Raw genomic sequence first — 13,016 nt, 5'->3', positions numbered from 1 at the left:
CGGCATCCGGCGCGGCTATGCTGATTGACCGATTTCCCCCAACAGGAGCTGAACGTGTCTTTACCCTCGCTGACGCAAGAGCTGTTACAACCTTTTTCCCCCTACCAGGCGCTGGCGCAAACGCTGCTGCCGCTCACCCTCGAGTCGGACGATGGTTCGCATGACGTGGCGCATCTGCACCGGGTCTGGAAGAACTGCCGCCGGATCAGCAAGCTGGAAGGCGGCGACCGGCGCATTCTCTGTGCGGCGGTGCTGCTGCACGACGCCGTCGCGGTGGAAAAGAATTCGCCGCAGCGCCATCTGGCCTCACGCATGGCGGCGGAGCAAGCCACGCTGACGCTGACCCGGCTGGAATGGGCGCCGGCGGATATCGCGGCGGTGGCTCACGCCATCGAAGCGCACAGTTTTTCCGCCGGCATCCCCCCGCAAACGCTGGAGGCGAAGATCCTGCAGGATGCCGATCGCCTCGACGCCATCGGCCTGATCGGCGTGGCGCGCTGCTTCTATATCGGCGGCCGCATGCGCAGCGCGCTGTACGACGCCGCCGACCCGCGGGCCGAACATCGTCAATATGACGACAAGCGTTTCAGCCTGGATCACTTCGAAACCAAGCTGTTCAAACTGCAAGACTGCTTCCAAACCGCCGCCGGGCGGCACATGGCCGAGCAGCGCACCGAACGCATGCGGCGCTTTGTCGACGATCTGCTGGAAGAGGTGTAATGCCGGCTTACCGCGCATTTCGTTATGCCCATAACATTTTCGGTCACATAACGCCGCTAAACTGTAGGTCAACTTCACCGAACGGGCGGCACAGATGAAAAAGTTGACGTTGAAAGAGATGACGGAAAGCGAACAGCGGGAAGTGAAAACCGAACTGGACAAGGCGCGCAAGAGCCACGGCAGGCCGCTGACCAACGCCGAACAGCACAAGGTCAAGGATGAAGTGGTGGCGCGCATCATGGCCGCCAGAGCGAAGCTCGCCAAGGCGGAGCGTGCAGAACGCAAGGCCAACCGCTATCGGCCGAGCGGCGACACCTTCAGTTGGTCCGCCACCATCGGCTCCCGCCCGCCGCGCTGAACCAGCCAAACTCTCCCCGCCGCTGCGGGGATTTTTATTTATTAGCCAAACTCATCCTCGCTACCGAATCATGAATAACAATGTTATCAATCTGTTGTAAATTGACAGCCTGATTAAGAATATTCATTATCACCCCACTTCCCCTTTTCACGAGACCGCCATGGCCTACCCACGCAACGCTGACATGCTGATGACGCCCGCGTTGCCCGTTGGCGGTTTGGCGGCGGTTAAATCGAAGAAACAGACGCTCATTTGACCGGGGCGAGCTGTCCCGTCAGATGAGCTGACTGGATGGCGCGCAACGCCCCGCCTTCAATTTTCTCATCTGGCTTCTCTGTCGGTCACACAGAAGGAATATTTTATGGCCTCATTTTCGGGTATTTGGGTGGCGATGGTTACCCCTTTCAATCACGATGCCGTCGATTTGCCGGCGGTGAAACGCCTGGCGCGGCACCTGCTTGACGCCGGCATCGATGGCCTGGTGGTCTGCGGCTCCACCGGTGAAGCCGCCGCGCTGAGCAAAGAAGAACAGATGGCGGTGCTCGACGCCGTGCTGGAAGTGGCGCCCGCACACCAGGTGGTGATGGGCCTTTCCGGCAATAACATGGCCGCCACGCTGCAGATGCAGCAGGCCATTCAACTGCGCGACATCGCCGGCGTGCTGATCCCGGCACCTTACTACATTCGCCCTTCGCAATGCGGCCTGATCGATTATTTCACCCAGTTGGCCGACGCCTCCAGCGTGCCGGTGATCCTCTACAACATTCCGCAGCGCACCGGCATCGCCATGGAGCTGGCCACATTGCGCCGGCTCGCGCGCCATCCGCGCATCACCGCCATCAAGGACTGCGGCGGCAATCCTGACGCCACCATGGCGCTGATCGCCGACGGCGAAATCGATGTGATGACCGGGGAAGACAGTCTGATCCTCACCACGCTGTGCCTCGGCGGCACCGGCGCCATCTCCGCCGCCGCGCATGTTCACCCGGAACGTTTCGTGCAGCTGGTGCAGCAGGTCGCCGCCGGCGATTTGGCCGCGGCGCGCAGCAACTTCTATGAGCTGCTGCCGATGATCCACCAGATGTTCAGCTTCCCGAATCCGGCGCCGGTCAAGACGGTGCTGGCTCAGCAGGGGCTGATCGCCAACGAGCTGCGCTCGCCGATGCAGGTAGCGCCGCAGGCGTTGCAACAGCAGATCGCCGCAACGCTGGCGCAGCTGCAGCCCGCCGAGGCGATCATCGGTTAAATTTGTTAGCTAAGCCGCTGTAATTTTGGCGCTATGGGACTACGATGAGAGGTTAAGCATGCCCGTCATTCGTCATCAACAAGGAGCTTCCGATGAAACTGTTCTATAAAGCCGGCGCCTGTTCGCTGTCCCCGCATATCGTGCTGCGTGAGGCAGGGCTGGATTTTACGGCGGAGAAGGTCGATCTGGCGCAGAAGAAGACCGAGAGCGGCGCCGATTACCTCGCCATCAACCCCAAGGGACAGGTACCGGCGCTGCTGCTGGATGACGGCAGCCTGCTGACCGAAGGCGTAGCGATCGTGCAATACCTGGCGGACCGCGTGCCCGATCGCAACCTGATCCCGGCGGCGGGCACCCTGTCGCGCTACCACGCGATCGAATGGCTGAACTACATCGCCACCGAACTGCACAAAGGGTTCAGCCCGCTGTTCAACCCGAAAACGCCCGAGGAATACCAAACCATCGCGCGCGCCAAGCTGGAGCAGCAGTTCAGCTATCTGGATTCGGTGCTGGCGAAGCAGCACTTCCTGTTGGGAAGCCGTTTCAGCGTAGCCGACGCCTATCTGTTCACCGTGTTGCGTTGGGCGTTCGCCCTGCAGTTCGACGTGCGCAAGCACGCCCATCTGGCGGCCTGGTTCGATCGCGTTGCGGCGCGCCCGGCGGTAGATGCGGCGCTGAACGCCGAAGGATTGAAGTAAAGTTTCAGCCCCGGCGGCTGTCGCCGGGGCTCGATGCACTTACAGCTTTACCGCTTTGAATTCGCTGAGCGGCTGCACGATCCGATCCTGCGCCGCCACCACCTGCAGTTCGTATTCGCCCATCTCCTGCGTGGTCAGCATCACCTCATACACGGCGGCGGTCACGTGCTCCAGCGCTTTGTCCAGCGCCTCGCCCTTCAGCAGATCCACCAGCAGCAGACCGCTGGTCAAATCACCGACGCCAACCGGTTGACGCGCGCCGAAGTCCACCAGCGGCCGGCTGATGTGCCAGGCCTCGTCCGCCGTCACCAGCAGCATTTCGAAGCAGTCGGCGTGATAGCCAGCGCGGGCCAGGTGCTTGACCAGCACCAGCCGCGGCCCCTTGGCGATCAGCACGCGGGCGGCCTGCACCGCGTCGGCCACGTTGGCGACGGCCATCTGGCTCAGCATCTCCAACTCCAGCAGGTTCGGCGCCACCATGTCGCTGCACGGCAGCGCCTGGCGGCAGTGAAACTCGGCCACGCCCGGCGCCACGATGCAGCCTTTTTCCGGATGCCCCATCACCGGATCGCAGAAATACCAGGCGTTCGGGTTCGCCTGCTTAACCTGACGCACGATCTCCAGAATATGATCGCCCTGCTCCGGCGAACCGATATAACCGCTCAGCACCGCATCACAGCGTTGCAGCTGCTCGATATTGGCAATACCCTGCGCGATCTCGGTCAGGTGGCTGGCAGGCATGACGCAGCCGGTCCACTGGCCGTATTGCGTATGGTTGGAGAACTGCACCGTGTTCAGCGGCCAGACATTGACGCCCATGCGGCGCATCGGGAATTCAGCCGCACTGTTGCCGGCGTGACCAAACACCACGTGCGACTGGATAGAAAGAATGTTTTTCATCGACAGAACTCGTTCGGAATACCGCAGCCGGGCGGCTGCGCAAAAATAAAGGGGCCACCAGGGCCCCTTACCGTCATTATTCGTTACTGCCAATCCACCAGGCAGTAGTGTTTCTTGCCGCGGCGCAGCAGCGTGTAGCGGCCGAACAGACGGTCCGCATCGCTGAAGCGGTATTCGGCATCCGATTGTTTTTCGCCGTTGATGGTCACCGCGTTGGAGCCGATCATGGTGCGCGCCTGGCCGCGTGACGGCACCAGTTCGGCATTCACCAGCGCCTGCTGCAGGTCGGCGTCGCGCTCCAGTTTAATGGTCGGCATGCCGTCCTGCGCCAGCTGGGCGAAGTCCGCTTCGGTCATGTCGTGCAGCGCGCCGGAGAACAGGCTCTGAGTGATGCGCTTGGCGGCCGCCAGGCCTTCCGCACCGTGCACCATGCCGGTCACTTCTTCCGCCAGCACGTACTGGGCGCGCGGCGCCTTGCCGCTGTTCTTGTCTTCTTCCTCCAGCGCGTTGATGTCTTCCAGGCTCATGAAGGTGAAGAACTTCAGGAAACGGTAAACGTCGGCGTCGGCGGTGTTGATCCAGAACTGGTAGAACTTGTACGGGCTGGTTTTTTCCGGCGCCAGCCAGACCGCGCCGCCTTCAGTTTTACCGAACTTGGTGCCGTCTGCTTTGGTGATCAACGGCACGGTCAGGCCGAACACCTGCTTCTGGTGCTGACGACGCGTCAGATCGATGCCTGAGGTGATGTTGCCCCACTGATCGGAACCGCCGATCTGCAGCTCCACCTGGTGGCGGTTATATAGCTCGGAGAAATCGTAGCCCTGCAGCAGGTTATAAGAGAACTCGGTGAAGGAGATGCCGGTGTCGTCGCGATTCAGGCGCTGCTTGACCGCTTCCTTGTTGATCATCTGGTTGACGGAGAAGTGCTTGCCGATGTCACGCAGGAAGGTCAGCACGTTCATGCCGCCGAACCAGTCGTAGTTGTTGGCCGCGATAGCGCTGTTGCTGCCGCAGTCGAAATCGAGGAACGGGGAAACCTGTTTGCGGATCTTCTCGACCCACTCGTTCACCGTATCGGTGGTGTTCAGCTTGCGCTCCGCCGCTTTGAAGCTCGGATCGCCGATGAGGCCGGTGGCGCCGCCCACCAGTGCTACCGGCTTGTGGCCGGCCAGCTGGAAGCGCTTCAGGCACAACAGAGGAACCAGATGGCCCAAATGCAAGCTGTCAGCGGTCGGATCGAAACCGCAATACAGTGCAATTGGCCCTTGCGCCAGTCGCTCCGCTAACGCTTCCTCATCCGTAACCTGGGCAACGAGGCCCCGCTCTTGCAGTTGTTTAATCAAGTTGCTGCTTGCCATCAATGACTCCATGTATAAACGAATGCACCTTTGCCGGTACACGGCCTTTCGCCCAGTGGCGAAATAAAAATTCAGGGTAGCGCATAGAATAAAGCGCCGGCGGCGTCAGCACCAGCGCTTAGAGGGGATTTTCCGTCTTCAGGGTGCCAGTCGGTCAATTTTCCAGTCATTCCCGTCCCGCTGATACAGGAAACGGTCATGCAGGCGATGGGCGCCGCCCTGCCAGAACTCGACGGAGTCAAATTTCACGCGGAATCCGCCCCAGAAACTCGGCAACGGCACCTCGCCCTGCTGGAACTTCTGCTTCAGCTCAAGGAATTTGCTTTCCAGCACGCCGCGCGCGGAAATGCGCGACGACTGCTGCGACACCCAGGCGCCGATCTGGCTGTCTTTCGGCCGGCTGTTGAAATACTTCAGCACTTCGAGGGTCGACAGGCGCTCCGCCTGGCCGAGGAAAATCACCTGGCGATCGAGCATGTGCCAGGGGAACAGCAGGCTGATATGCGGGTTGTGCGCCAGCTGCTGCGCCTTGCGGCTGCCGAGGTTGGTGTAGAACACCAGCCCCTGCTCATCGAAATGCTTGAGCAGCACAATGCGTTGATAAGGCTGGCCGTGTTCGTCGACGGTCGCGACGCACATGGCGGTGGGATCGGCCAGGCGCGCGTCGCAAGCCTGTTTCAACCAACGCTCGAACAGTTCGAGCGGGTTGGCGGTCAGATCGTTGCGGCGCAGGCCGCCTCGGGTGTATTCACGGCGCAGGTCCGCAACATCAAACTCACTCTTTTCAATCATCTGGGTTATCGACCAACTGAAAAAATCCGTCGTTACATTCTGCGCCTGCGGCGTCAGGAACTCAATCGCTCCGACGCCGCCGTCGACCTTCACTCCGTCAACACGCAGTCGCTCATGACTACCTTGCCGTTGCGCTCAAGATAGGCGTTACGGTCTTTCGACCAAAAAGTGTATTTGCCGTCGCTGTATTTGGCGCCGGTCAGCGCCAGCACCTGCTTGAGATGCAGCTGTTCGCCGTCCATCAGCAGGCTGACTTCGCTCGCCTTGCCGTCAAGCGCCACCGTCAGCGGCGTGGTGCCGCACTGGTAGTGCATCGTCTGGCTGCTTTGCGGCAGGATGTAGCTGCAGCCGGACAGCGCCAGCGCGCCGGCGACGAAAATGACTTTTTTCATGCTGTTGCTCCTTAGAAAAATCCTTCACAGGCTATCCTAACAGAGCTAACGGGCCCCCAATGGCAAAACCGGATAAATCCCACCCAACACCGTTTCACGGCTGGCGCCGGTCACCGAAGGCAGATTGCCGGCCTGGCCGGACAGCGTGCGGAAGGCCAGCCAGGCAAAGGCCAGCGCCTCCATGTCGTCGCCGCTGACGCCAAAATCATCGGTCAGCCCGACCTCCGTGCCCGGCAGCAGCGCCGACAGGCGCGCCATCAGCAGCGTGTTGCGCGCCCCGCCGCCGCAGACCAACAGGCGCTCGCACCCGCCGGCCAGCAACACCTGCTCGCTGATGCTGACCGCGGTCAGCTCCGTGAGCGTGGCCTGCACGTCGACCGGCGCAATCGCCGGCAATCCGGCCAGCTGCCGCTCCAGCCAGGCGATATTGAAATACTCGCGGCCGGTGCTTTTCGGCGCCGGCAGCGCGAAGTACGGATCCGCCAGCATCTGCTGCAACAGCGGCAAGCAGACTCGCCCCTGCATCGCCCAGCCGCCGTCCTGATCGTAAGGCTGCGCGCGGTGGCGCCATACCCAGGCGTCCATCAGCATGTTGCCCGGCCCGGTATCGAAACCGCGCACCGGCGTACCGGGCAACAGCAGAGAAAGGTTGGCGATGCCGCCGACGTTCAGCACCATGCGCCGCTCGACGGGATGCCCCAGCAGCGCCTGATGAAACGCCGGCACCAGCGGCGCGCCCTGCCCGCCGTAGGCCATGTCGCGCCGGCGGAAATCGCCGACGGTGGTGATATCGGTCAGCGCGGCGATGCGGTTGTTATCACCGAGCTGCATCGAGAAACGCGCGTCACCCTCCGGTTCGTGCCACACCGTCTGGCCGTGGCACCCGATGGCGGTGATCTGTTCTGCGTCGATGCCGGTTTGCTTCAGCAGGCCGAGCACCGCCTCGCCGAACAACGTGCCCAATCGCGCGTCCAGCCGGCCGACGGCGGCCAGCGTGGTTTGCTGCCCCTGGCACATGCCCAGGATCTCTTTTTTCAACGCCATCGGCATCGGATGGCTATAGCTGGCCTGCTGCGCCACCATGCGATCGTCGATCGCGGCCAATACCACATCGATTCCGTCCAGACTGGTGCCGGACATGACGCCTATATAGCGGCCTGACTTCATAGCAACATCCTCTAACCCGCGCGGTAAGCAAAATTCATCCTGACAAATAAACCAGAATTGCCGGATTAACGCCATGAATTATGATGCTTTTTTTACGGTTCGTGAGCCAGATGCCCCCCGACGCCGCTGTGGCACGGGTTATGTGTTAAACCGTGCCATAACAGGCGACGGAATGTCGCCAAGGCTGTCATAAAGGTAAACCGCGGTTTATTATTGGTTGAACAGAGAAAAGTTAAGCTGCATGCAGCGATGAAGCATGGCGGTGTGTCAACTTTCAGCCATACTTTGTCTATCGTTTTCACTGAATCTTGCCTGGGGAGCATTGCCAGGTTATGGACTACTACCATCAGGAGTTTTGTATGATCAAGCGTCTTCTCGTCGTTGCCGTCGCCGCCGTTACGCTGGCCGGCTGTGCCAATGAATCCATGTCCGGTGATGTCTACTCGTCCTCGCAGGCCAAGCAGGTGCAGAACGTCACCTACGGGACGCTGGTTTCCGTGCGTCCGGTTAAAATTCAGGGCGGCGAAGGCTCCAACGCCATGGGGATGATCGGCGGCGCGGTGATTGGCGGGCTGTTGGGCAACACCGTTGGCGGCGGCACCGGTCGTACGCTGGCTACCGCGGCGGGCGCTATCGCCGGCGGCGCGGCGGGCAACAGCATCGGTGAAGTGGCCGGCCGTACCTCCGGCTACGAGCTGGAGATCAAAACCGACCAGAAAGAGAACATCGTGGTGGTGCAGAAAGCGGGCGACACCAAGTTCAGCCCTGGCCAGCGCGTGCGCATGGCGCGCATGGGCGACACCATCACCGTTTCCCCGCTGTAAGCCAGCCGGCGACAAGCGGCAAACCGGAGGCAATCGCCTCCGGTTTTATTTCTGATGCTGTGAAACTGTAATCGTAGAAAATAAGAATATTATTATTTGTTCTGCAGTTCGGTGATATTTTGTTCTAACTTGCCAATCAGCCCTACCAACAGATGCACTTCGTCGGCGGTAATGCCGCTTAAAATCTCACTGCGCGTAGACGTGATCACACTGTCCACTTCCCTGATGATCGGATCGGCCGCTTCGGTCAGCTTGATGCGCTTCGCGCGGCGATCGTTGGCACAGGTGTGACGCGTGATCAGCCCTTTCTCCTCCAGTTGGTCCAGCGTACGGACCAGTGACGGTTGCTCGATACCGATCGCCTTGGCCAGCTGGATTTGCGACTGCTCCGGCGGCAAGCGATTGATATTGTGCAACGTGACCCAATGCGTTTGGGTCAGCTCCAACGGCTTGAGCCGATGATCGATGAGCGCGCGCCACACACGAACTAATCGTGCTAAATCTGAACCTAATGTTGACTCCACTTCCCCCTCCTTATAATTAGCATGCTAACATTACCTCCCAGAGCTTAGACTATTTTGGGTAACTCACATTAAAAACACAAATGTATATAATGTATATTGTGGAAATAGCCACTATTTTTAGCCGCTATTGTTTAATCGTTATGCAAATATTCAACATATTCACCCTTAGGGATTGTTAATGTGAATACATCATGGTTACACACCTCATCTCCCTTGCCCGATTTGGTCCTGGGAGCATCGCTTTATTTTCCACCTATATTTAAAGCTTTTTTACTAGGACTGCTCTTATGGCTGCTGATTCATCAGCTGCTGAGAGACTGGATGTATTCCGGTGAAATCTGGCATCCCATGTTGATGGACCTGTCCATTTTCGTTCTGACCGTCAGCGGTTCCTTATGGATTTTAGCGAGTTGGTAACCCATGCAGCATAAAACATTAAAATACTTCTCTACGGTGATCGTCTGCGCCATTGCCGTCTGCGCCGGTTGGTGGCTCTGGAATTATTATATGCAATCCCCATGGACCCGTGATGGAAAAGTGCGCGCCGAACTCGTCAATATCACCCCTGAAGTCTCTGGAAGATTAGAGAAAATAAGCGCGAATGACAATCAGTTCGTACCTGCGGGAAGTCTGATTTTTACCCTCGACCCGGTGCCCTACCAGATTGCGCTGGACAATGCCGAGGCCGCGGTGGCAAAAGCGCAATCCGATCTGGCCAAAGCGGACCACGAGGCTGCCCGCCGCCGCGGTTTAGCGCGTAACGTTATTTCCGCTGAAGATTTGGACGAGTCAAATTTAGCCGCGCAGGCAATGAAGGCCGCCTATAAAGCCGCCCTGGCCAATCTGGAACAGGCCAAATGGAATTTGAGCAAAACCAAAATTTACGCGCCAACCGACGGTTATATCACCAACCTGCAGGCGAGGGTCGGGAACTACGCCAACGCCGGTACGCCGCTGGTGGCGTTGGTGGATGTGCATTCGTTTTATGTGCTCGGTTATTTCGAAGAAACCAAGCTGAAGCATATAAAAGAAGGCAATAAAGCGGACATCGTTTTATATAACGGCAACACGCCGCTACAGGGGGAAGTAGAGAGCATCGGCCGCGCCATTTACGATCAGAGCGTTGACAGCAGCAACGATCTATTAATGGACGTAAAGCCTAATGTTCCTTGGGTGCGTTTGGCTCAGCGCGTGCCGGTACGGATAAAATTGCTCAACGTGCCCGCCGATTTGACGCTGGTCGCCGGCACCACCTGCACCATTTCGATTCATCAGCGGAACTAAAGTGTGAACCTGCCTTTTTTGGAGTGGAGCCGCAGCCCCTGGGGTAAGGCGACCGGCGGCCAATGGCGCTATGCGCTGCGCAACTCACTGGCGATGTGTCTGGCGCTATGGGTAGCCTTCGTGCTCGAACTCGACGAACCCTATTGGGCGCTTACCTCCGCCGCGGTGGTGAGCTTCCCCACCATCGGCGGCGTGACCAGCAAAAGCATCGGCCGCATCTTCGGCAGCCTGGTGGGCGCCGCCGCGTCGGTGGCGATCGCCGGCCACTGCCTGAACGATCCCTGGCTGTTTACGCTGTTCATCGCCGCCTGGATCGGGCTGTGCACCTACGTCTCCAACCATTACCAAAACAACGTCTCTTACGCCTTCGCGCTGGCGGGCTATACCGCCGCCATCATCGCCTTCGGTACGGTCAACGTCACCGATACCCAGCAAATCTTCGATATCGCGCAGGCGCGGGTTTGCGAAGTGATCACCGGCATTCTGTGCGGCGGGTTGATGATGATGATCCTGCCCAGCACCTCGGACGGCGAAGCCCTGCTGACCTCGCTGCGGCGCATGCAGCTGCGCCTGCTGGAGCATGCCGCCATGCTGTGGCAGCCGGAGATCACCGCGCAGATGCGCACCTCGCACGAAGGGGTCATCGGCCAGATCCTGACCATGAACCTGCTGCGCATTCAGGCATTCTGGAGCCACTACCGGCTGCGGCGGCAAAATAACCTGCTCAACTATCTGCTGCACCAACAGCTGCGCATGACCAGCGTTATCTCCAGCCTGCGCCGCATGCTGCTGAACTGGCCGGATCGCCCCGCCAATCTGATGCCGGTGCTGACACAACTGCTGGACGAGTTGCGCGATCCCGCCACCGACAAATACCGTTTGGCGCGCCTGCTTCAGCAGATCGCCCCGCAAGAGGCTACGGACTACCGCCATCGCGCCTTCTGGCTGCGGCTGCGCGATTTCTGTTGGCTTTACCTGCGCTGCAACCGCTGGCTGCGGCGGTTGGAAAGCGCCACGGCGGTCAGCGATCTCCAACCGCCGCGCGTCACTTCGCTGGCGCGCCATACCGACAGCTACGAAGCCGCCTACAACGGCCTGCGCACCTTTTTGTGCATTGTGATCGGCTGCGCCTACTGGATCAACACGCAGTGGGACGCCGGCAGCGCGGCGCTGACGCTCACCGCCATCAGCTGCGTGCTCTACTCGTCCACGCCTTCGCCGATCAACAGCGTCAGCACCTTGCTCAAGGCGGTGCTGCTGCTCTCGGTCGCCTGCTTCGTGGTGAAATTCGGTTTGATGATCCAGATTGACGACTTCTGGGTGTTCTGCGCCTTCCTGTTCCCGATCCTGGTGACCATGCAGATGCTCAAGCTGCAGAATCCGCCTTATGCCGCGCTCTGGGGGCAACTGATCGTCTTTATGGGCTCGTTCCTGACCGTCAGCAATCCGCCGAGCTATGACTACCAGTCCTTTATCAATGACAACATCGCTAAAATCGTCGGCGTGCTGCTGGCCGGGCTGGCGTTTCAGATCCTGCGCCCCAGTTCGGACAAACGCAAAAGCCGCCGCATTATCCGCGCGCTGCGGCGCGACTTTATCGATCAACTGAGCAAACGGCCGCAGCAGAGCGAAAGCCAGTTCGAATCGCTGATCTACCATCGCATCAGCCAGCTCAATCAAAGTCAGGATCAGGACGCTCGCACCTGGCTGCTGCGCTGGGGCGTGGTGCTGCTCAACTGCAGCCATATCGTCTGGCAGCTGCGCGACTGGCAAACCCGTTCCGATCCGCTGTCGGCGGTGCGCAACGTCTGTATCCACTGCCTGCGCGGCATCATGACGGAGAAAGGCGTGCAGCACAGTTCGCTGGACGCCACGCTGCAGGAGTTGCTGCGCATGAGCAACGCGCTGGCGCACCACCCGGAACAGGCGGCGCGCGATCTGGCCGGCCTGATCTGGCGGCTCTACTGCTCGCTGCAGCAGTTGCAACAGGCGATGGGCCAGCCCACCGCCGTACCGGCCGTTAGCGGCGGATAATCACTTGATCACACCGCAGGCGAAGCGTTCTCCGCCGCCGCCGAGCGGTTGTGGATGATCCGAATGGTTGTCGCCGCCGGCGTGCACCATCAGCGCTTTACCCTCAATGTCGCTGATTTTTTTCAGCCGCGGCGCCAACACCGGATAGTTCGCCATGCCGTCGGCGGTCACATAGATGGCCGGAAGGTCACCCAGGTGCCCGTCGGCATACGGCCCGAGGTGTTTTCCGGTCTTTTGCGGGTCGAAATGTCCGCCGGCCGCCAGCGCCGCCACCGCTTTGCCGTCCTTCATGCCCGGCTCGCAGCTGCCTTTCTCATGCACGTGGAAGCCGTGTACCCCGGCCGGCAATGCTTTCAGGCTCGGCGTGAACAGCAGGCCATACGGCGTTTCGCTGATGGCCACCTTGCCGATGTCCTGACCGATCCCCTGCCCGGTCACCAGGTGCATCTCGACGTCGGTTGTCGCCGCCTGAGCCGCACCACACGCCATCAGGCCGAGCGCTGCATACCAATAACGTTTCATCAATCAGTCTCCTTAATGACTATATCGAGCTATCAGTATAGGAGAGCCTGCGCCGGCACTGTTAACCAACGCACAATCTCGCTAATTTGATTCGCGGGCCTAATATTTAACACTAATAATAATTCTACCGATGTTGGTCCTCTGACCAGCTGTCGTTCGGCTAACGTTGTTTCCCTGTTTCCACCGCCGACGCATGT

At 59.7% G+C, this 13,016-nt stretch carries 15 protein-coding genes; 8 read left to right on the top strand and 7 right to left on the bottom strand.

The features are described from left to right. The first annotated feature begins 24 nt into the window (after positions 1 to 24). The 4 genes from ABTW55_RS22830 (at position 25) to gstA (ending at position 3,022) form a co-directional block, all read left to right on the top strand. Positions 25 to 720 carry an HD domain-containing protein gene (locus ABTW55_RS22830; RefSeq protein WP_080431128.1) on the top strand — a complete coding sequence of 232 codons (696 nt, stop codon included), beginning with the start codon at positions 25 to 27 and terminating at the stop codon, positions 718 to 720. Between the two features lie 94 nt (positions 721 to 814). After that, positions 815 to 1,078 (top strand): DUF3811 domain-containing protein, encoded by a 264-nt coding sequence (locus ABTW55_RS22825; protein WP_004938373.1) that lies wholly within the window; start codon positions 815 to 817, stop codon positions 1,076 to 1,078. Positions 1,079 to 1,439: 361 nt separating this feature from the next. After that, a complete protein-coding gene (dapA, locus tag ABTW55_RS22820) occupies positions 1,440 to 2,324 on the top strand; it encodes a 4-hydroxy-tetrahydrodipicolinate synthase (protein ID WP_060420859.1) in 885 nt (294 codons plus the stop codon). A gap of 92 nt (positions 2,325 to 2,416) precedes the next feature. Continuing rightward, positions 2,417 to 3,022 carry a glutathione transferase GstA gene (gene gstA, locus ABTW55_RS22815; RefSeq protein WP_033638396.1) on the top strand — a complete coding sequence of 202 codons (606 nt, stop codon included), beginning with the start codon at positions 2,417 to 2,419 and terminating at the stop codon, positions 3,020 to 3,022. A 39-nt stretch (positions 3,023 to 3,061) separates the two neighbouring features. Here the strand turns inward: gstA and pdxY are convergent, their stop codons facing one another. From pdxY to anmK, 5 genes are all read right to left on the bottom strand, one after another. Further along, entirely contained in the window at positions 3,062 to 3,922 is an 861-nt protein-coding gene (pdxY, locus tag ABTW55_RS22810; protein ID WP_060420856.1) for a pyridoxal kinase PdxY, read from the bottom strand. An 83-nt stretch (positions 3,923 to 4,005) separates the two neighbouring features. Beyond that, positions 4,006 to 5,280 (bottom strand): tyrosine--tRNA ligase, encoded by a 1,275-nt coding sequence (tyrS, locus tag ABTW55_RS22805; RefSeq protein WP_060420852.1) that lies wholly within the window; start codon positions 5,278 to 5,280, stop codon positions 4,006 to 4,008. A 138-nt stretch (positions 5,281 to 5,418) separates the two neighbouring features. Beyond that, positions 5,419 to 6,072 carry a pyridoxamine 5'-phosphate oxidase gene (gene pdxH / locus ABTW55_RS22800; RefSeq protein ID WP_033648477.1) on the bottom strand — a complete coding sequence of 218 codons (654 nt, stop codon included), beginning with the start codon at positions 6,070 to 6,072 and terminating at the stop codon, positions 5,419 to 5,421. Positions 6,073 to 6,161: 89 nt separating this feature from the next. After that, positions 6,162 to 6,464: an MliC family protein gene (locus ABTW55_RS22795; protein ID WP_004931294.1), complete on the bottom strand. Its 303-nt coding sequence runs from the start codon at positions 6,462 to 6,464 to the stop codon at positions 6,162 to 6,164. Between the two features lie 45 nt (positions 6,465 to 6,509). Beyond that, positions 6,510 to 7,631, bottom strand: a complete 1,122-nt coding sequence (anmK, locus tag ABTW55_RS22790) for an anhydro-N-acetylmuramic acid kinase (protein ID WP_039566363.1) — start codon at positions 7,629 to 7,631, stop codon at positions 6,510 to 6,512. Positions 7,632 to 7,990: 359 nt separating this feature from the next. Between anmK and ABTW55_RS22785 the strand changes: the two genes are divergently transcribed. Beyond that, positions 7,991 to 8,455, top strand: a complete 465-nt coding sequence (locus tag ABTW55_RS22785) for a glycine zipper 2TM domain-containing protein (protein WP_033638390.1) — start codon at positions 7,991 to 7,993, stop codon at positions 8,453 to 8,455. A 92-nt stretch (positions 8,456 to 8,547) separates the two neighbouring features. Here ABTW55_RS22785 and slyA read toward each other — a convergent pair whose 3' ends face one another. Further along, positions 8,548 to 8,979 (bottom strand): transcriptional regulator SlyA, encoded by a 432-nt coding sequence (slyA, locus tag ABTW55_RS22780; RefSeq protein ID WP_004931301.1) that lies wholly within the window; start codon positions 8,977 to 8,979, stop codon positions 8,548 to 8,550. Between the two features lie 180 nt (positions 8,980 to 9,159). Here slyA and ABTW55_RS22775 point away from each other — a divergent pair, with 180 nt between their 5' ends. From ABTW55_RS22775 to ABTW55_RS22765, 3 genes are read left to right on the top strand one after another with little or no spacing between them, the layout of a single operon-like run. Next, positions 9,160 to 9,396, top strand: coding sequence for a DUF1656 domain-containing protein (locus tag ABTW55_RS22775; RefSeq protein WP_049234481.1), 237 nt, complete (start codon positions 9,160 to 9,162; stop codon positions 9,394 to 9,396). 3 nt (positions 9,397 to 9,399) lie between these two features. Continuing rightward, positions 9,400 to 10,263, top strand: coding sequence for an HlyD family secretion protein (locus ABTW55_RS22770; RefSeq protein WP_033648187.1), 864 nt, complete (start codon positions 9,400 to 9,402; stop codon positions 10,261 to 10,263). A gap of 3 nt (positions 10,264 to 10,266) precedes the next feature. Next, the gene (locus tag ABTW55_RS22765; RefSeq protein ID WP_060420849.1) at positions 10,267 to 12,297 is read left to right on the top strand and encodes an FUSC family protein; all 2,031 of its coding nucleotides are present in this window, start codon (positions 10,267 to 10,269) and stop codon (positions 12,295 to 12,297) included. Here the strand turns inward: ABTW55_RS22765 and sodC are convergent, their stop codons facing one another. After that, positions 12,298 to 12,819: a superoxide dismutase family protein gene (sodC, locus tag ABTW55_RS22760; protein ID WP_033648185.1), complete on the bottom strand. Its 522-nt coding sequence runs from the start codon at positions 12,817 to 12,819 to the stop codon at positions 12,298 to 12,300. Between the last annotated feature and the right edge of the window lie 197 nt (positions 12,820 to 13,016).

Origin of the sequence: Serratia sp. SM04 (genome assembly GCF_040280225.1) — a bacterium.
Classification (GTDB): Bacteria; Pseudomonadota; Gammaproteobacteria; order Enterobacterales; family Enterobacteriaceae; genus Serratia; species Serratia sarumanii.
Note: the sequence above shows the minus strand (reverse complement) of the source record. Positions and strands in the feature narration are given on the sequence as shown.

Bases quoted from the DNA above. Each gene is read 5' to 3' on its own strand.
- ABTW55_RS22825 (WP_004938373.1), top strand. From the start codon at position 815: ATGAAAAAGTTGACGTTGAAAGAGATGACGGAAAGCGAACAGCGGGAA.
- dapA (WP_060420859.1), top strand. From the start codon at position 1,440: ATGGCCTCATTTTCGGGTATTTGGGTGGCGATGGTTACCCCTTTCAAT.
- gstA (WP_033638396.1), top strand. From the start codon at position 2,417: ATGAAACTGTTCTATAAAGCCGGCGCCTGTTCGCTGTCCCCGCATATC.
- pdxY (WP_060420856.1), bottom strand. From the start codon at position 3,922: ATGAAAAACATTCTTTCTATCCAGTCGCACGTGGTGTTTGGTCACGCC.
- tyrS (WP_060420852.1), bottom strand. From the start codon at position 5,280: ATGGCAAGCAGCAACTTGATTAAACAACTGCAAGAGCGGGGCCTCGTT.
- pdxH (WP_033648477.1), bottom strand. From the start codon at position 6,072: ATGATTGAAAAGAGTGAGTTTGATGTTGCGGACCTGCGCCGTGAATAC.
- ABTW55_RS22795 (WP_004931294.1), bottom strand. From the start codon at position 6,464: ATGAAAAAAGTCATTTTCGTCGCCGGCGCGCTGGCGCTGTCCGGCTGC.
- anmK (WP_039566363.1), bottom strand. From the start codon at position 7,631: ATGAAGTCAGGCCGCTATATAGGCGTCATGTCCGGCACCAGTCTGGAC.
- ABTW55_RS22785 (WP_033638390.1), top strand. From the start codon at position 7,991: ATGATCAAGCGTCTTCTCGTCGTTGCCGTCGCCGCCGTTACGCTGGCC.
- ABTW55_RS22770 (WP_033648187.1), top strand. From the start codon at position 9,400: ATGCAGCATAAAACATTAAAATACTTCTCTACGGTGATCGTCTGCGCC.
- sodC (WP_033648185.1), bottom strand. From the start codon at position 12,819: ATGAAACGTTATTGGTATGCAGCGCTCGGCCTGATGGCGTGTGGTGCG.